Source organism: Actinomadura luzonensis (genome assembly GCF_022664455.2).
In the GTDB taxonomy this organism is placed as follows: Bacteria; Actinomycetota; Actinomycetes; order Streptosporangiales; family Streptosporangiaceae; genus Nonomuraea; species Nonomuraea luzonensis.
In genome coordinates this window covers 636,597-653,157 of sequence record NZ_JAKRKC020000003.1, presented here as the reverse complement: position 1 = coordinate 653,157, position 16,561 = coordinate 636,597, and the positions used below count along the sequence as shown (strand labels likewise).

Annotated in this window: 14 protein-coding genes; 9 read left to right on the top strand and 5 right to left on the bottom strand. The window is 73.1% G+C overall.

Annotated elements, in window-relative coordinates; all coding sequences use genetic code 11:
- Positions 1 to 29: 29 nt before the first annotated feature.
- Positions 30 to 626: a PadR family transcriptional regulator gene (locus tag MF672_RS48025; protein ID WP_242374497.1), complete on the top strand. Its 597-nt coding sequence runs from the start codon at positions 30 to 32 to the stop codon at positions 624 to 626.
- Here the strand turns inward: MF672_RS48025 and MF672_RS48020 are convergent.
- The 5 genes from MF672_RS48020 to iolC form a co-directional block, all read right to left on the bottom strand.
- The gene (locus MF672_RS48020; protein WP_242374496.1) at positions 577 to 1,713 is read right to left on the bottom strand and encodes an AI-2E family transporter; all 1,137 of its coding nucleotides are present in this window, start codon (positions 1,711 to 1,713) and stop codon (positions 577 to 579) included. The genes MF672_RS48025 and MF672_RS48020 overlap by 50 nt on opposite strands.
- A gap of 61 nt (positions 1,714 to 1,774) precedes the next feature.
- Positions 1,775 to 3,610 carry a 3D-(3,5/4)-trihydroxycyclohexane-1,2-dione acylhydrolase (decyclizing) gene (iolD, locus tag MF672_RS48015; RefSeq protein ID WP_242374495.1) on the bottom strand — a complete coding sequence of 612 codons (1,836 nt, stop codon included), beginning with the start codon at positions 3,608 to 3,610 and terminating at the stop codon, positions 1,775 to 1,777.
- A complete protein-coding gene (gene iolB, locus MF672_RS48010; RefSeq protein WP_242374494.1) occupies positions 3,607 to 4,446 on the bottom strand; it encodes a 5-deoxy-glucuronate isomerase in 840 nt (279 codons plus the stop codon). Before iolB ends, iolD begins: the two co-directional genes overlap by 4 nt.
- Entirely contained in the window at positions 4,443 to 5,345 is a 903-nt protein-coding gene (locus MF672_RS48005) for a Cgl0159 family (beta/alpha)8-fold protein (protein ID WP_242374493.1), read from the bottom strand. Before MF672_RS48005 ends, iolB begins: the two co-directional genes overlap by 4 nt.
- Positions 5,342 to 6,280 (bottom strand): 5-dehydro-2-deoxygluconokinase, encoded by a 939-nt coding sequence (gene iolC / locus MF672_RS48000; RefSeq protein ID WP_242374492.1) that lies wholly within the window; start codon positions 6,278 to 6,280, stop codon positions 5,342 to 5,344. Before iolC ends, MF672_RS48005 begins: the two co-directional genes overlap by 4 nt.
- 207 nt (positions 6,281 to 6,487) lie before the next feature.
- On the opposite strand from iolC, the gene MF672_RS47995 reads away from it, so the two are divergent.
- Genes MF672_RS47995 through MF672_RS47960 form a run of 8 tightly spaced genes read left to right on the top strand, consistent with a single transcriptional unit; the run spans position 6,488 to position 16,539 of the window.
- Entirely contained in the window at positions 6,488 to 7,867 is a 1,380-nt protein-coding gene (locus MF672_RS47995; RefSeq protein WP_242374491.1) for an extracellular solute-binding protein, read from the top strand.
- Entirely contained in the window at positions 7,842 to 8,774 is a 933-nt protein-coding gene (locus MF672_RS47990) for a carbohydrate ABC transporter permease (RefSeq protein WP_242374490.1), read from the top strand. The genes MF672_RS47995 and MF672_RS47990 overlap by 26 nt, the downstream gene beginning before the upstream one ends.
- Positions 8,771 to 9,592 carry a carbohydrate ABC transporter permease gene (locus MF672_RS47985; RefSeq protein WP_242374489.1) on the top strand — a complete coding sequence of 274 codons (822 nt, stop codon included), beginning with the start codon at positions 8,771 to 8,773 and terminating at the stop codon, positions 9,590 to 9,592. Before MF672_RS47990 ends, MF672_RS47985 begins: the two co-directional genes overlap by 4 nt.
- Complete coding sequence (locus MF672_RS47980) at positions 9,593 to 10,660, top strand: ABC transporter ATP-binding protein (protein WP_242374488.1); 1,068 nt, start codon at positions 9,593 to 9,595, stop codon at positions 10,658 to 10,660.
- The gene (locus MF672_RS47975) at positions 10,657 to 11,835 is read left to right on the top strand and encodes a CehA/McbA family metallohydrolase (protein ID WP_242374487.1); all 1,179 of its coding nucleotides are present in this window, start codon (positions 10,657 to 10,659) and stop codon (positions 11,833 to 11,835) included. Before MF672_RS47980 ends, MF672_RS47975 begins: the two co-directional genes overlap by 4 nt.
- A complete protein-coding gene (locus tag MF672_RS47970; RefSeq protein WP_242374486.1) occupies positions 11,826 to 12,722 on the top strand; it encodes a TIM barrel protein in 897 nt (298 codons plus the stop codon). Before MF672_RS47975 ends, MF672_RS47970 begins: the two co-directional genes overlap by 10 nt.
- Positions 12,719 to 13,792: a Gfo/Idh/MocA family protein gene (locus MF672_RS47965; RefSeq protein WP_242374485.1), complete on the top strand. Its 1,074-nt coding sequence runs from the start codon at positions 12,719 to 12,721 to the stop codon at positions 13,790 to 13,792. Before MF672_RS47970 ends, MF672_RS47965 begins: the two co-directional genes overlap by 4 nt.
- Positions 13,789 to 16,539 (top strand): glycoside hydrolase family 38 N-terminal domain-containing protein, encoded by a 2,751-nt coding sequence (locus tag MF672_RS47960; RefSeq protein WP_242374484.1) that lies wholly within the window; start codon positions 13,789 to 13,791, stop codon positions 16,537 to 16,539. Before MF672_RS47965 ends, MF672_RS47960 begins: the two co-directional genes overlap by 4 nt.
- Positions 16,540 to 16,561: the final 22 nt, after the last annotated feature.

The window sequence follows — 16,561 nt, the reverse complement described above, 5'->3', positions numbered from 1 at the left end:
ACTAGTAATGCTGCGGCTAGTATCGGTGTATGGCTCTCGACCGCGGCTCCCCGCTCGCTCTCACCGTGCTCGCCCTGCTGCGCTACCGGCCGCTCCACCCGTACGGCATCCAGCGCCTGCTCAAGCAGTGGGGCAAGGACCTGGTGGTGAACGTGGGCCAGCGGGCGAGCCTCTACCGCACCATCGACCGGCTGCAGGAGAGCGGGCTGATCCAGGTCCGCGAGACCGGCCGCGACCAGCAGTACCCCGAGCGCACGGTCTACGAGATCACCGACGAGGGCCACCAGACGCTCTACCGCTGGCTGGAGGAGATGCTGAGCGTGCCCAGGCAGGAGTACCCGCAGTTCCCGGCGGCGCTGGCCAGCGCGCTCATGCTCGCGCCCGAGGAGCTGGCCGGCGCGCTGGAGCGGCGCGAGCGGGCCCTCGCCGAGACGCTGGCCGGGCTGGAGGCGTCGCTGAGCGGCGAGGACGACCTGCCGCGCATCTCGGTGCTGGAGACGGAGTACCTGCGCGAGGTGACGGCGGCCGAGGCCAGGTGGCTGCGCGGGGTCGTCGAGGACCTGCGCGCCGGGCGGATCACCTGGTCGCGGGAGTCTCTGGAGGAGGCGGCGGCGCGGCGGGAGTGACCTTGTCCTCGGGCACGGAGTCCTCGGGCACGGGGTCCTCGGGCGCGGGGTCCTCGGGCACGGGGTCCTCGGGCACGGGCGCGACCTCGTCCTCAGGCACGGGGGCGGGCACGTCGTCGTGGTGCATCAGCGCGACGATCACCGACGCGACCGGCGCGGCCAGGAACGCGCCGGTGATGCCGGCGATCACGCTGCCCACCGCGATCGCCACCAGGATGACCGCGCCGGGTAGGTCGAGCGCCTTGCCGTAGATCTGCGGCGCGAGCACGTGCCCTTCGAGCTGCTGCACCGCGATGGTCACCGCGACCACGATGAGCGCCACCAGCCAGCCCTTGGCCACCAGCGCCACCACGGCCGCCAGCAGCCCGGCCAGGAACGCCCCCACCACCGGCAGGAACGCCCCCACGAACGTCAGCACCGCCAGCGGCAGCGCCATCGGCACGCCGAGGATCCACAGCGCGACGCCGATGAAGAAGCCGTCCACCGCGCCCACGATCGCGATGCCACGCACGTAGCGGCCGATCACCGAGAAGATCAGGTGACCGGCCGAGGTCAGCCGGCCCCTGGCCCGGGCGGGGGCGAGGCGGACCAGCCAGCGGAACAGGTGGTCGCCGCTGTGCACGAAGTAGATCGACAGGATCACCGCCAGCACCGCCCCGACCACGATCTCGCCTGCCGTGCGGACCCCGGCCAGCGCCCCCGTGGTGATCGTCTTGCTCTGCCCGGACAACCAGTCGGTGACCTGCTGGAGGAGCTGCTGGTCGTTGAGCCCGAACCTGGCGGTGAGGGTGTGCAGGTCGTTGAGCACCTGGCCGACGCTGGCCTGCAGCTCCGTCACGCTGTCGACGGTGGGCGGCACCAGCAGCGCGATGAGCGCCGCCGCCAGCAGCAGCGCGGTGACGAAGACGACGGTGGTGGCGAGGGCCCGGTTGAGGCCGTGCCGCCAGAGCCGGCGGGCCGGCGGCATCAGCAGCGCCGTCAGGAACACGCCGATGACGATCGAGATCGCCACCGTGCGCACCTGGTAGAGGCAGAAGCCGGCCACGGCGATCACGCCGGCCCACCCCAGCAGCCGCCACGGCCTCATCCGCTCGCCCCCCTGATCGTGCCCGGTGATGGTGCCTACCCGGCACGATCGGCCGCAATCCTCAGTCGGGCGGGGCCAGATGGAGGTGCTGCGCGCGCTTGCCTGCCGCGTACTCCTGCCTGATCTCCGCGGCCGGGCCCACCTGCGCCACGGGCACGTCCCACCAGGCCTCGGAGGACGGCACGTCGTCGGCCAGCCGGTCGGTCCGCACGTGGATGACCGTCGTGCCGTCGCCCGCGCGCGCCGCGTCGAGCGCCTTGCGCAGGTCGGCGACCGTCTCCGCGCGCACCACGGACGCGCCCAGGCTGGCGGCGTTGGCGGCCAGGTCGACCGGCAGCGGGCCGCCGTCGCGGCCGGTGTAGGCGGTGCCGAGCCGCCGCGCGCCGACGCTCTCCGACAGCCGCCCGATCGAGGCGAAGCCCGAGTTGTCCACCAGCACCACGGTCAGCTTGACGCCCTCGGCCACGGCCGTGACCAGCTCCTGCGCCATCATCAGGTACGAGCCGTCGCCGACCAGCACGAACACCTCGCGCTCCGGCGCGGCCAGCTTCACGCCCAGCCCGCCCGCGATCTCGTAGCCCATGCAGGAGTAGCCGTACTCGACGTGGTAGCTGCCCGGGCCGCTCGGCCGCCAGAGCTTGTGCAGGTCGCCCGGCATCGACCCGGCCGCGCACACGACCACGCCGTCCTGCCCGGCCGCCGCGTTGACCGCGCCGATCACCGCGGCCTGCGACGGCGGCGTGCCCTCCAGGGCGAACGCCGCGTCCACGGCCGCGTCCCACGCCCGGGTCAGCTGGCCGGCCCGCTCGCGCAGCGCCGGCGGGGCGCTCCAGCCGTCGAGGGCCGCGGCCAGCTCAGCCAGGCCCTCGCGGGCGTCGGCGACGAGCTGCAGGCCGGACAGCTTGGCCGCGTCGAAACCGGTGACGTTGACGTTGACGAACGCCGCGTCAGGGGCGAACAGGGTGCGCGAGGCGGTGGTGAAGTCGCTGTAGCGGGTGCCGACGCCGATCACCACGTCGGCCTCGCGGGCCAGCGTGTTGGCCGCCGTGGTGCCGGTCGCGCCGACCGCGCCGAGCGCGAGCGGGTGGCCGTGCGGCAGCGCGCCCTTGCCCGCCTGCGTCTCGGCCACCGGGACGCCGAACCGCTCGGCGAAGGCCCGCAGCTCCTCCGTGGCCTCGCCGTAGATCACGCCGCCGCCCGCCACGATGACCGGGCGTCCGGCCGAGCGCAGGCGGGCGGCGGCCCGGTCGAGGGCGGCCCGCTCCGGCCGGGGCCGCGGCACGTGCCAGACCCGGCGGGCGAACAGCTCATCCGGCCAGTCGTACGCCTCGGCCTGCACGTCCTGCGGCAGCGCCAGCGTCACCGCGCCGGTCTCGGCCGGGTCGGTGAGCACCCGCATGGCCGCCAGCAGCGCCGCCGGAAGCTGCTCGGGCCGGTTGACGCGGTCCCAGTAGCGGGAGACCGGGCGCAGACAGTCGTTCACCGACACGTCGTAGGAGCGCTGGTCCTCCAGCTCCTGCAACAACGGGCTCGCCACCCGCGTGGAGAACAGGTCGCCGGGCAGCAGCAGCACCGGCAGCCGGTTGATGGTGGCGCCCGCCGCGCCGGTGACCATGTTGGTCGCGCCGGGGCCGATCGAGGTGGTGCAGGCCAGCGTGGCCAGCCGGTTGCTGGCGCGGGCGTAGGCGGCGGCGGTGTGCACCATGGCCTGCTCGTTGCGGCTCAGCAGGTACGGCAGCTCGTCGTCGGCGGCGAGCGCCTGGCCGAGGCCCGCGACGTTGCCGTGGCCGAAGATGCCGACGCAGCCGCCGAAGAAGCGGCGCTCCACGCCGTCGCGCTCGCTCCACTGCCGCGCGAGGAAGCGCACGACGGCCTGCGCGACGGTCAACCGGGTCATGACGTCCTCCCGAACGGCAGTCTGGGGTCGATGGGCTGCCCGTCCCAGGAGGAGCGGATCCAGGCGTGGCGGGGGTCGTCGCAGAACGCCATCGACCGCTCTCCGGCCGGGCCGGCCAGCACGTTGAGGTAGTAGAGGTCGTAGCCGGGCGCGGCCATCGAGGGGCCGTGGTAGCCGTACGGGACCAGCACCACGTCGCCCGAGGACACCTCGGCGAGCGTGTCGATCTGCCCCCGCTCGGAGGAGTAGACGCGCTGGTAGCCGACGCCCTGGCCGGCGACCTCGAAGTAGTAGATCTCCTCCAGCACGGCCTCGCCCGGGTTGGGGGTGTCGTGCTTGTGCGGCGGGTACGACGACCAGTTGCCCGACGGCGTCAGCACCTCGACCGCCATCAGCTTCTGGCAGTCGAGGACGCCGGGGGCGCAGAAGTTGTTGACCTGGCGGCTGGCCTGGCCCGCGCCGCGCAGCTCCACCGGCACCTCGGCCGCCGCGACGTAGCGGGCGGGCAGGGCTTCGGTGGCGCGGGCGGACGGCAGCGCGATCCGCCCCGCCCCCTCGATGGTCACTTCCGTGGATATCGGGATATAGGCGAAATCGGAGGGCCCGTCGAACACCGACGGCCGCCCCGCCAGCTCGAACCGGTCCCCAGGGACGCGCACCGAGCACGACCCGGCGAGCGGCAGGACCAGCATCTCCTCCTCACCGGTCCCGAACGTCACCGGAGCGCCGGTCAGGTCGAGGATCCGCAGGCCGGAGTAGGTCCAGCCGGCCTGGGAGGGGGTGACCTCCACCGACCAGGGCCCGCCGGCGGTCTTGCCGTACGGAAGGTAGGTCATGCGCGCGCCTCTCGCACCAGGGCCGCGGCGCCGTCCACCGCGGCGGCCACGTCGTCGTCCGGGGGGTAGAGCAGGGCCCGGCCGACCACGAGCCCCCGGACACCGGGCAGGCGCAGGGCGCGGTCCCAGTCGGCGAAGGCGGCGTCGATGTCCGGGGGGTCGCCGCCGAGCAGCAGGGCGGGCAGCGTGGTGGCCGCCATCACCTGCTCCATCTCGGCGATCGCGGGAATCTTGAGCCAGGTGTAGGCCGAGGTCACGCCGAGGGCCTGGGCGACGCTGATCGCCCTGATCACCGCCTCCGGTGACAGGTCGTTGCGCAGGGCTCCCGACTCGGTGCGCAGCGACCAGAACGGCTCCACCATCGCGACCAGCTTACGCCGGGCCAGCTCGCTGACCGCGCGGGCGCACGACTCGAGGGTGTTGATCGTGCCGTGGTCGGCCGGGTCGATCCGGCAGAGCATCTTGCCGCCGTCCAGCCGCATCGCGTCGATGGCGGCGGCGTCGAAACCGGTGAAACGGTCGTCCAGCTCGAACACCGCGCCCTGGAGGCCGCCCCGGTTCATCGAGCCGAAGGCCAGCTTGCCCTCCAGCGCGCCGAGCAGCAGCAGGTCCTCCAGCACGTCGGGGGCGGCCAGGATGCCGTCCACGCCGGGCCGGGCCAGCGCGGTGCGCAGGCGGTCGAGCAGGTCGGCGCGGCTGGCCATGGCGAGCGGCCGGTCACGGACGGCGAGCGCGCCCCTGGCCGGATGGTCGGCGGCGATGACGAGCAGCCGCTCGCCGTCGGCGGGCAGCCCGCGCCGCTGCCGGCGGGCCGCGGCCTCGGCGATCTCCTCGGGACGGGTGGCGCGGATGTGGGTCAGGCCCTCGTACCCGCTGACCGCCGGCAGCGTGTCGCTCACGGGGTCACCCCGTTCAGCAGCTCCTCCACCTCGGCGGTGGTGGGCATGGCGTCGGCGCAGGCCAGGCGGGCGGCCACGAACGCGCCCGCGGCGTTGGCGAAGCGGATCGTGCGCTCCAGCGGCCAGCCGCGCAGCAGCCCGAGGCACAGGGCGCCGCCGAACGCGTCGCCCGCGCCTATCCCGTTGACCACGCTGACCTCCACCGGCTTGACCAGGCAGCTCTCCTCGGGGGTACGCGCGTACACGCCCTCGGGGCCCAGCTTGACGATCGCCACCCGCACCCCGGCGGCCAGCAGCGCCTCGGCCGCGGCCTCGGGCTCGCGCACGCCGACCGCGGTCTCGACCTCCTCCAGGTTGCCGACGGCGACGTCCGCCCGCGGCAGCGCGCGGGCCGCCATCGCGCGGGCGGCCTCCCGCGACTCCCACAACGAGGCCCGGTAGTCCAGGTCGAAGACCGTGAGCCCGGAGGAGCGCGCGGCCAGCGCCGCGGCGTGCGCGGACGCGCTCGGCTCCTTGCTGAGCCCGGTCAGCGAGAACCAGAACACCCGCGCCGCGGCGATCGCCTCCAGGTCGAGGGAGCCGGGCGTCAGGCGCAGGTCGGGCGGATGCTCGCCGCGGTAGAAGTAGATGGGGAAGTGGTCGGGCGGGAAGATCTCGCAGAACGTGACCGGCGTCGGCGCCTCGGGGTAGGTGGCCACGTACCTGTCGTCGACGCCGAACCCGCGGATCGCCCGCCGCACGTACTCACCGAAGGGGTCGGCGCCCACTCCGGTGATCACGGCGGAGCGCAGCCCGTGCCGGGCCGCCGCGACGGCCACGTTGGTCGGGCTGCCGCCGAGGAACTTGCCGAAGCTCTCGACGTCGGCCAGCCCGACGCCGGTCTGCAGCGGGTAGACGTCGACGCCGCAGCGGCCGATGGTGATCAGGTCGTACAACGCACCTCCTGAAGGGGAGCTTACCCACGACACTATGGCATATTGTCATGACATACGGATGTCCGCCACGTTACCCGGATGGCGTCCTGACGCAACCCTCTTCGGTCCGTCATCTCCTTGAAATATGGCCAGACCTTTACGTCATATGCATGTCATGACATATTGGCTAATGGCTCACCTCCTCTAGGGACGTGTCGGAGGGTTTGCATGGCAATGCGGAAGATCGCCGTGGTCCTCGCCGCGACCGGCCTCGGGCTCGCCGCCTGCGGCCAGTCGTCCGGCGGCGGAAACGGTGACACCATAGAGTTGACGATCACCCAGAACGCGATCGCCGGCGGCAAGAACGCCGCCGCGGCCGGTTTCGTGGCGAACTGGGTGATCCCCAAGTTCGAGGCCGCCCAGAAGGCGAAGGGGAAGGACGTCAAGGTCAAGTTCGTCCCCAGCGGCGTCGATGACGAGCAGTACAAGACCAAGCTCTCGCTCGACCTCAAGTCAGGCAAGGGCGCGGACGTGATCGACATCGACGGGATCTGGGCCGGCGAGTTCGCCCAGGCCGGCTACATCAAGCCGCTGGCCGACGTGGTGGGCCCCGAGGCGGAGAGCTGGGACGGCTGGTCGCAGATCCCCGAGTCCGTCCAGGGCCTGGCCACCTACGAGGGCAAGAAGTACGCCCTGCCGATCGGCACCGACGGCCGCGTGCTCTACTTCAACAAGACGTTGTTCGGCAAGGCGGGCCTGCCCGCCGACTGGCAGCCGAAGAGCTGGCAGGAGATCATCGACGCGGGCACCAAGCTCAAGTCGTCCGGCGTGCCCGTGCCGATCCAGATCAACGCGGGCACCGCCATGGGCGAGGCCACCTCGATGCAGGGCGTGCTGCCGCTGCTCGCCGGCGCGGGCGGCCAGGTGCAGCAGGACGGCAAGTGGACCGGCGCCTCGCAGGCGCTGAAGGACGCGCTCGGCCTCTACCAGAAGATCTACGGCGGCGGCCTCGGCGACCCCAAGCTCCAGCAGGAGGCCAAGGGCCGCGACAAGTCGTTCCAGCAGTTCGCCGAGGGCAAGATCGGCATCCTCATGGAGGGCGACTACTTCTGGCGCGGGGTCGTCAACCCCAAGGACGGCGTCGCCCCCATGGACGACCGCGACCAGAACGTCGGCTACGCGCTGATCCCCGCCATCGAGCCCGGCAAGGGCATCCGCGGCCAGGACTTCGTCAGCATGTCCGGCGGCGCGCTCCGCACGGTCAACCCCAACAGCAAGCACCCGAAGGAGGCCTTCGAGCTGCTGGCCTTCACGCTCTCCCCGGAGGCGCTGAAGGAGGAGACCAAGGACGGCAACGTGCGCATCACCCCGCGCACCGACGTCAACAAGGAGATCCTGGCCGGGCAGCCGCTGCTGACCTTCATCTCGGAGAAGGTGCTGCCGCTGACGGCCTACCGGCCGCCGGTCGCGGTCTACCCGCAGGTGTCGGTGGCGCTGCAGGAGGCCACCGCCGCGGTCGTCGGCGGCACCGCCCCCGACCAGGCGGCGGCCGACTACCAGAAGAAGCTCGAAGGAATCGTCGGTGGCGCAGGCAATATCGCCTCCTGAGGTACTCGACGACAAGGCGCCGGGCCGCGACCGCTACAGCTCCGACGCGGCGGGCCTCGGCAGGCTGCGCGCGGGGGTCTTCGTGGCCCCCGCCCTCCTGCTCATCGCGGCCTTCCTCGTCTTCCCCGCGCTCTGGGTGCTCTACCTGGGGCTGACCAACTACCGCCTGACCGGGGCCGCGGCCGCCGAGCCGCGGTTCGTGGGGCTGGACAACTTCCTCGACGCGATCGCCAACCCCACGTTCTGGAACTCCACGTGGCTGACCGTGCAGTTCGTGCTCGGCTCGGCCGTCATCGGCCAGGTCGTGCTCGGCTTCACCATCGCCTGGCTGCTGCGCGACCGGCGCGGGCCGCTCAAGCGGCTGGTCGAGGGCCTGGTCATCCTGGCCTGGATCCTGCCGAGCGCCGTGGTGTCGTTCCTGTGGGTGGCGCTGCTCGACCGCGACGGCGGCACGCTGAACGCGCTGCTCGGCATCCCGGGCTTCCCGTGGCTGCTCGACCACCCGATGTTGTCGATCATCATCTTCAACACCTGGCGCGGCACCGCGTTCTCGATGATGCTGTACGGCGCCGCCCTCGGCAACGTGCCCCCCTCGCACCTGGAGAGCGCCCGGCTGGCCGGGGCCTCGGGCTGGCAGCAGCTCCGTGACGTGGTCTTCCCGCACATCCGCGGCCACATCCTGACGAACCTGCTGCTCATCAGCCTGTGGACGTTCAACGACTTCAGCCCGTTCCTGCTCACCGCGGGCGGCCCGGACGGCCGCTCCGAGGTGCTGGCCGTGCACGTGTACAAGGTCGCGCTGCAGAGCGGCGAGCTGGGCTACGGGGCCGCCGTCTCCACGATCATCCTGCTCATCAATCTGGTCGTGGCGGTGTTCTACCTGCGGCTGCTGAGGAGCAAGAAATGACGCCCCGCTTCGTGCTCGGCCGGATCGGCTTCTACACGCTGATCGCGGTGCTGCTGGCGTTCTTCACGATCCCGCTGCTGTGGCTGGTGACCGCGCCGTTCACCTCCGACCCGACCTACGAGGTGCGCTGGCCCGACTTCACCTGGGAGAACTTCCAGGCGGTGGTGGAGCATCCGTACGCGCTGCCGTCGCTGTGGAACTCGCTGGTGCTGTCGGTGGGCACGGCGCTGCTGGTCGTGGTGATGGCGGCGCTGGCGGCGTACGCGCTGAGCCGGGTGCGGCTGCCGGGCCGCGACGCGCTGCTGTACGCGCTGCTCCTGCTGTCGTCGATCATCACCGGCACGGCGGCCATGGTGCCGCTGTTCCAGCTCGCCGTGGAGCTCAACCTCATCGACTCGCAGCTCGGGCTGATCCTCATCCTGACCGGCGGGCTGCTGCCGGCGGCGATCTTCATGCTCAAGGACTTCATGGACTCCACGCCCAAGTCGTACGAGGAGTCCGCGCGGGTGTTCGGAGCCTCGCCGCTGCAGATCGTGCGGCACGTGGTGGTGCCCCTGGTGCGGCCGGGGCTGGCGACCATCGCCGTGTGGGCGATCGCCAACGTGTGGGGGAACTTCCTCATGCCGTACCTGCTGCTCAGCGACGTGGAGAAGCAGCCGGCGGCGGTGATCACGTACACGCTGTACACCGAGGGCGGGCAGGCCAACCTGCGCATGTTGTCCACGTTCGGGCTGCTCTATTCGGTCCCCGTGGTGCTCATGTACCTGTTCGTCAGCAAGAAATACGGCTTCCGCTTCCACGGAGGGATCAAGCGTTAAATGGCCGCCATCGAACTACGCGGGCTGACCAAGGTCTACCCCGGCGGAGTGAAAGCCCTCGACGCGCTCGACCTGGTCATCCCGGACGGCGAGTTCTTCGCCCTGCTCGGGCCCTCCGGCTGCGGAAAGACCACCCTGCTGCGCACGATCGCCGGGCTGGAGGCCGCCACCGGCGGGTCCGTGCACATCGGCGAGCGCGACGTCACCGGCACCCAGCCGGGCGGCCGCGACGTGGCCATGGTCTTCCAGGACTACGCGCTGTTCCCGCACATGGACGTCACCGACAACATCGCCTACCCGCTGCGGATCAAGAAGGTCGCCAAGGGTGCCCGCCGCGACAAGGCCGCCGAGGTCGGGGCGCGGCTCGGGCTGGAGCACCTGATGGACCGGCGGCCGGGGCAGCTGTCCGGCGGGCAGCAGCAGCGCGTCGCGCTGGCCCGCGTCATGGCGACCCAGGCGCAGGCGTTCCTGTTCGACGAGCCGCTGTCCAACCTGGACGCCCGGCTGCGGCTGGAGGCGCGCACGTTCCTGAAGAAGCTGCAGCGCGAGCTGGGCGTCACCACCGTCTTCGTCACCCACGACCAGGCCGAGGCCCTGGCGATGGCCGACCGGATGGCCGTGATGGAAGCGGGGCACATCCGGCAGATCGGCACGCCGGCCGAGGTGTTCCGGCGGCCCGCGAACACGTTCGTGGCCGCGTTCATCGGCTCCACCCCGATGAACCTGCTCGACGGGAGCGTACGAGGTGACACGCTGGAGGTGGCAGGCTGCAAGGTGGCCGTCCCCGGCTCGGCGGAGGGACGGCTGAACGACGGAGAGAAGATCGTGTACGGCGTGCGTCCCGAGTACATGGCCTACTCGGCCGGGCCCGCGGAGGGCGCGCTCGGCGGGAAGGTGGCCATCGTGGAGAACCTGGGTGCCTCCCACCTGGTGACGCTCGACGTGAACGACGTCACGGTGCAGGCCGTCGTCCCCGAGGGCGCCGAGCCGGCCGTCGGCGACGACGGCTACGCCGTGCCGCGCCGCGACCGGGCGCTGGTCTACCGGGACGGGGAGCTGGTGTCGTGAGGGGCCGCTGGAGCCTGGACGACCGGCTGGAGCGGATCCTGCGCGAGGTGCCCTTCGAGGTCCCGCCGGGCACCGCCGCCGTCACCGTCCGCCTGTCCTACGACCGCGCGCAGGGCGTGCTCGACCTCGGCTGCGGCGCGCCCGGCGGCTTCCGCGGCTGGTCCGGCGGGGCCCGCGACACGTACACGATCACCCCGTCCTGGGCCACCCCCGGCTACCTGCCCGGCGAGCCCGAGCCCGGCACCTGGCACGTGTGGCTGCGGCTGCACCGCATCCCGCCGCAGGGCCTCGACTTCACCCTGGAGATCGAGACCTCCGCCACGGTCCCGGCGGAGCCGCCGGTGGCGGAGCCGCCGCACGGCGAGCGCCCGCCCCGCCGCGACCTGCCCGCCGTGGACGGCCTCCACTGGTACGCCGGCGACTTCCACGCCCACACCCTGCACAGCGACGGCGCGCTGACCATCGCCGAGCTGGCCGAGCTGGCCAAGGGCCGCGGCCTCGACTTCCTCGCCGTCACCGACCACAACACCGTCAGCCACCACCCCTGGCTGGCCAAGGCCGGGCGCGGCATCACGCTCATCCCCGGCCAGGAGGTCACCACCGACCGCGGCCACGCCAACGTCTTCGGCGACGTCGGCTGGGTCGACTTCCGCGAGCCCGCCGGGTCCTGGCTGGAGCACGCCGAGCGGGCCGGCGGCCTCATGTCGGTCAACCACCCGCTCGGCGGCGACTGCGCCTGGCTGCTGCCGCTCGAGCGCCGTCCCCGCCACGCCGAGGTGTGGCACTCCGGCTGGTGGGACCGCCGCTGGGGCGCCCCGATCGCGTGGGCCGAGGCGTGGCGCGACGACGTGATCGCGATCGGCGGCAGCGACTTCCACCGCCACGGCTCCGACGGCCTGCCCGGCGAGCCCACCACGTGGGTGCTGGCCGAGGACCCCGCGACCGTGCTCGACGGGGTGCGCGCCGGGCGCGTGGCGATCTCGGCGGGGCCGGACGCGCCGCTGCTGCTGCGCCTGGGCGACGAACTGCTGGCGCTCGACGCCGACGGGCTGGTCCTGGTCCGGCCCGGCGGCGAGCGCCAGGTGATCAGGGGCGAGCGCGTGCTGGTGCCCGCCGGTGACGGACCGTTCCGGCTCGAGACGTACGAGAATGAGGTGATGGCGCTGTGCCAGTGAAGGTCGCCAACGCTCCGGTCAGCTTCGGGGTGTTCGAGCTGAGCGACGCCCCGCCGCCGCTCGGCCCCGACGCCATGGTCCGCGCGCTGGCCGAGGCCGGCTACGAGGGCATCGACTCGGGCCCGATCGGCTATCTCGGCACCGGCTCCGCCCTGGCCGACCGGCTGTCCGGGCACGGGCTGCTGCTCGCCGGCGGCTGGGTCGACCTGCGCTACGGCGACGCCGAGGCGTACGCGCGGGGCCTGCCCGCGCTGGAGGCCGCGCTGGAGGTGTTCACGGCCGCGCCGTCCGCGCCCGAGGGGTTCGCGCCCCGGCCCACGCTGGCCTGCTCCGGCTCGCCCGAGCGTTTCGCGCGGCCCGGCGGGATCGTTCCAGGGCTGGCCGCGGGGGAGTGGCCGGCGTACGCCGCGCGCGTCCAGGAGGCCGCCGACCGCTGCCGCGAGCGCGGCCTCGAACCGGCCTTCCACCACCACCTCGGCACCTACGTCGAGACCCCCGAGGACGTCGAGCGCCTGCTGGAGCTGACCGACGTCAAGCTCTGCCTGGACACCGGCCACCTGCTGCTGGCCGGCGGCGACCCGGTCACCGCGCTGCGCGACTGGGCCGCCCGCGTCGACCACGTGCACATCAAGGACGGCGACACCAAGATCCAGGCCGCGGCCCTGGCCGACGGCGCCGACCTGCGCGAGCTGATGGGCCGCGGCGGGTTCGCCCCGCTCGGCGAGGGCGAGCTGGACCTGCCCGGCGTCGTGCGCGTGCTGGGCGAGATCGGCTACTCGGGCTGGCTCGTGATCGAGCAGGACACCCTGCCGGGCCGGCGCACCGTCGAGCAGAACATCGCCGACCAGGCCGCCAACCGCCGCAAGCTGAAGGAACTGGGACTGTGAGAATCGCGCTCATCGGATGCGGCGCCGTCACGCAGGCGGTGTACGTGCCGCTGCTGTCCAGGCGCCGCGACCTGTTCGAGGTGGCCGCCGTCTGCGACCTGTCGCGGACGCTGGCCGACGCCGTCGGCGACCGGCTCGGCGCCCCCGGCCGCTACACCGCGCTGGAGGACATGCTCGACGCCGGCGGCTTCGAGGCCGTGCTCGTGCTCGCCTCCGGCTCCCACGGCGAGACCGTGCGCCGCGCGCTCGCCGCCGGGTACGCCGTGCTGTGCGAGAAGCCGCTCGCGCTCACCCGTGCCGAGGTGGCCGAGCTGCCCGAGGGCCGGCTGATGGTCGGCTACATGAAGCAGTACGACCCCGCCGTGCGCCGGGCCGAGGAGCTGCTGGCCGAGCTGGGCGGCCCAGGCGTGATCCGCGCGGTCGAGGTGACCGTGCTGCACCCGAGCGGGGAGTCCCAGCTCGCCTTCGCCAACCTCACCCAGGCCCGCGACGTGGACCCCGGGCTGCTGGCCTCGCTGCGCGCCGCCGAGCGCGAGCTGGTGACCCGGGCGGTGGGCGGCTCCGCGGCCGTGCACAGCCTGTACGGCATCGCGCTCGGCTCGATCTGCCACGACCTGTCGCTGCTGCGCCGCTTCACCGGCTCGCCGGCCGAGGTCTCGCACGTCGAGACGTGGGACCCCGCGCCCGGCTCGGTGGAGATCTCCGGCCCGCTGCCCGAGCGGGGGCGCTACTCCATCCGCTGGCACTACCTGGAGGACTACCCGGCCTACCGGGAGACCGTGGCGATCCACCACGACACCGGCACGCTGGAGCTGGTGTTCCCCTCGCCGTACCTCATGAACGCCCCGACCGTGCTCACGGTGGTGTCGGGCGCGGAGAGCCGCACCGAGTACCGCGACGTCACCGAGGCGTTCGAGACGCAGCTCGCCGCGTTCCACGCCTTCGTCAACGACGGCAAGCCGCCGCTCACCGACGCGGCCGGCGCGCTCGAGGACATCGTCACCGCGCAGCGCATCGCCGCGCGCTACGCCGCGCAGCACGAGCTGCCGATCGGAGGAGAGGCCGCGTGACCACGGAGATCGTCGTCGTCCCGCACACGCACTGGGACCGCGAGTGGTACGAGCCGTTCCAGCGGTTCCGGCTGCGCCTGGTGGCGCTGCTGGACGAGGTGCTCGACACGATGGAGCGCGAGCCCGGCTACCACTTCACCCTGGACGGCCAGCTCGCCTGCGTCGACGACTACCTGGAGGTGCGGCCGGAGAACCGCGACAGGATCGCCGCGCTGGTCGAGGCCGGGCGGCTGGCGATCGGGCCGTGGCAGATCCTGCTGGACGAGTTCCTGTGCTCGGGCGAGAACATCGTGCGCAACCTCGAGCTCGGCATGGACCGGGCCGACAAGCTGGGCGGCGCGATGCCGGTCGGCTACCTGCCGGACATGTTCGGGCACACCGCCCAGATGCCGCAGATCCTGCGCAAGGCCGGGCTGCTGCACGCGTGCGTGTACCGGGGCGTGCCGTCCGCGGTCGTCACCGACGCCTTCGCCTGGGTCGCGCCCGACGGCACCGCGATCCGCACCCAGTACCTCCCGGCGGGCGGCTACGGCAACGGCGCCCACCTGTTCCACGACCCCGCCGGGCTGGCCGAGCGGGCGGCGGCGTTCGTCGCCACGATGCGGCGCTGGCACGGGCCCGAAGGGCCGCTGCTGGCGATGTACGGCACCGACCACTCGGCGCCGGTGCGCGGGCTGCCCGAGATGGTGGCGGCGATCGGCGCCCGCATGGACACCTTGTCCGGCTATATCACTGCAAATAACGGCGCATATGACGGCGACGTGGACGGGCTGCCGCGCGTCACCGGCGAGCTGCGCTCCCACGCCCGCGCCAACATCCTGCCCGGCGTCATCTCCGTCCGCGCCCACGTCAAGCAGGCCATGGGCCGCGCCGAGCGCATGGTCGAACGCTACGCCGAGCCGCTGGCCGCGCTCTGGGGCGGCGAGTGGCCCGGCCGCTTCCTCGACATGGCCTGGTGGCGGCTCGTGGACGCCAGCGGCCACGACTCGGTGACCGGCTGCGGCGTCGACGAGACCGCCCAGCAGGTGGCCGCCCGCATCGCCGAGGCCGAGCACCTCGGGCAGGCCGTCCGCGACATGGTGACCGCCCGGCTGGCCGCCGGCGTGCCGTCGGACGGCGTCCTCGTCGTCAACCCGACGCCCGCCGCCCGCGCCGGCGTCGTCCTGCTGGACGTGGCCGGCAGCGACCCGCTCGTGGACGCCGCCGGCGCCACCGTGCCCCTCCAGCCGCTGGAGTACGCGCCCACGCTGCTGCTCGACGAGGAGATGGACCCCGCCACGGCGCTCACCTTCATTCACGGCACCGAGCTGTACGGCCAGCACATCACCGGCTGGTCGGCCGAGGACGGCGTCCTCACCTTCACCGTGGCCAGGGAGAGCGCGCTCGCCTTCGACGTCGCCGACCTGCGCGACGCCCTCGACGGCGTGACCCGCGTCCGCATCCTCGCCGAGCCCCGGCGCACCGTCGCCGCCCTGGTGCAGGCCCCGCCGCTCGGCCACACCAGCCTGCGCCCGCGCCCCGCCGACCAGGTGTTCACCGCGTCCCGCACCGAGGGCGCGGTGCCCGCCGGCTCCCACGACCCGGCCTGCTGGCTCGCCTCCGGGTCCGCGCCCCTGCCGGTGCGCTGCGACGGCCAGACCCTCGACAACGGCCTGCTGCGCGTGACGATCGCCGCCGACGGCACGCTGACGCTGTTCGGCGCGGACGGCACGACCGTGACCGGCGCGGGCCGCATCGTGGACGGCGGCGACGTCGGCGACACCTACAACTACGCGCCGCCGGCCGAGGACCTGCTCGTCACGGACCCCGTCCAGATGGAGAGCGAGCTGGTCCACTCCGGGCCGCTGGTGGCGGCGGTGGACGTGCGCCGTGCCTACCGCTGGCCGGCCGCCGGCGACGGCGTCCCCGACACCCCCGAGGTGCCCGCGCCGCGGCGGGCGTCGCGCACCGAGGAGGTCGTGGTCGCCACGCGCGTCGAGCTGCGCGCCGGGGAGCCCTTCGTGCGGCTGCACGTCGAGTTCGACAACCGCTGCGCCGACCACCGCGTCCGCCTGCACGTGCCGCTGCCCGAGCCCGCCACGCAGTCGCACGCGGAGGGGCAGTTCGCGGTCGTCACCCGCGGCCTGACCGCGGAGGCGGGCTGCGGCGAGACCCCACTGCCCACCTTCCCCGCCTCCGGCTGGGTGGCCGCGGGCCGCGTCGCCGCCCTCCTCGAACACGTCACCGAGTACGAGCTGACCGGCGACGGCGACCTCGCGCTCACCCTGCTCCGCTCGGTCGGCTACCTCTCCCGCAACCGCAACGCCCTGCGCCCCGAACCCGCCGGCCCTCAGCTGCCCACCCCGGCCGCCCAGTCACGCGGCCTCCGGACGGTGCGGCTGGCCCTGATGCCGTGCGCGTCCTGGCAGGACGTCCCGCCCGCCGCCGAGGTCTTCCGCCACGACCTGCTCACCGTCGCCGGCACCGCCGAGCCCACCCGCCCCCTCCCGGCCCCGGCCGCCGGGCTGTCGGTGACGGGCGACGGCGTGACGATGACCTCCCTGCGCATGCGCGACGACTGGCACGAGCTTCGCGTCGTCGCCCTCACCCCCGACCCGACGGAAGCCGTCATCACCGGCGACCTGGCTGAGGCCCGCCACGCCGACCTCCGCGGCCGCCCCGGCGACCCTGTCCCGGTCCAGGACGGAACGGTGCGGCTCCCCCTGAAGCCCTGGGAGATCGCCACCATCCAATTCCGCAAACTGTAGGTAATGAATCGAACACAAGTAG

Coding starts and splice junctions, on each gene's coding strand:
- iolD (WP_242374495.1), bottom strand. CDS start 3,610: ATGACCCGGTTGACCGTCGCGCAGGCCGTCGTGCGCTTCCTCGCGCGG.
- MF672_RS48025 (WP_242374497.1), top strand. CDS start 30: ATGGCTCTCGACCGCGGCTCCCCGCTCGCTCTCACCGTGCTCGCCCTG.
- iolB (WP_242374494.1), bottom strand. CDS start 4,446: ATGACCTACCTTCCGTACGGCAAGACCGCCGGCGGGCCCTGGTCGGTG.
- MF672_RS47985 (WP_242374489.1), top strand. CDS start 8,771: ATGACGCCCCGCTTCGTGCTCGGCCGGATCGGCTTCTACACGCTGATC.
- MF672_RS48020 (WP_242374496.1), bottom strand. CDS start 1,713: ATGAGGCCGTGGCGGCTGCTGGGGTGGGCCGGCGTGATCGCCGTGGCC.
- MF672_RS47980 (WP_242374488.1), top strand. CDS start 9,593: ATGGCCGCCATCGAACTACGCGGGCTGACCAAGGTCTACCCCGGCGGA.
- MF672_RS47995 (WP_242374491.1), top strand. CDS start 6,488: ATGGCAATGCGGAAGATCGCCGTGGTCCTCGCCGCGACCGGCCTCGGG.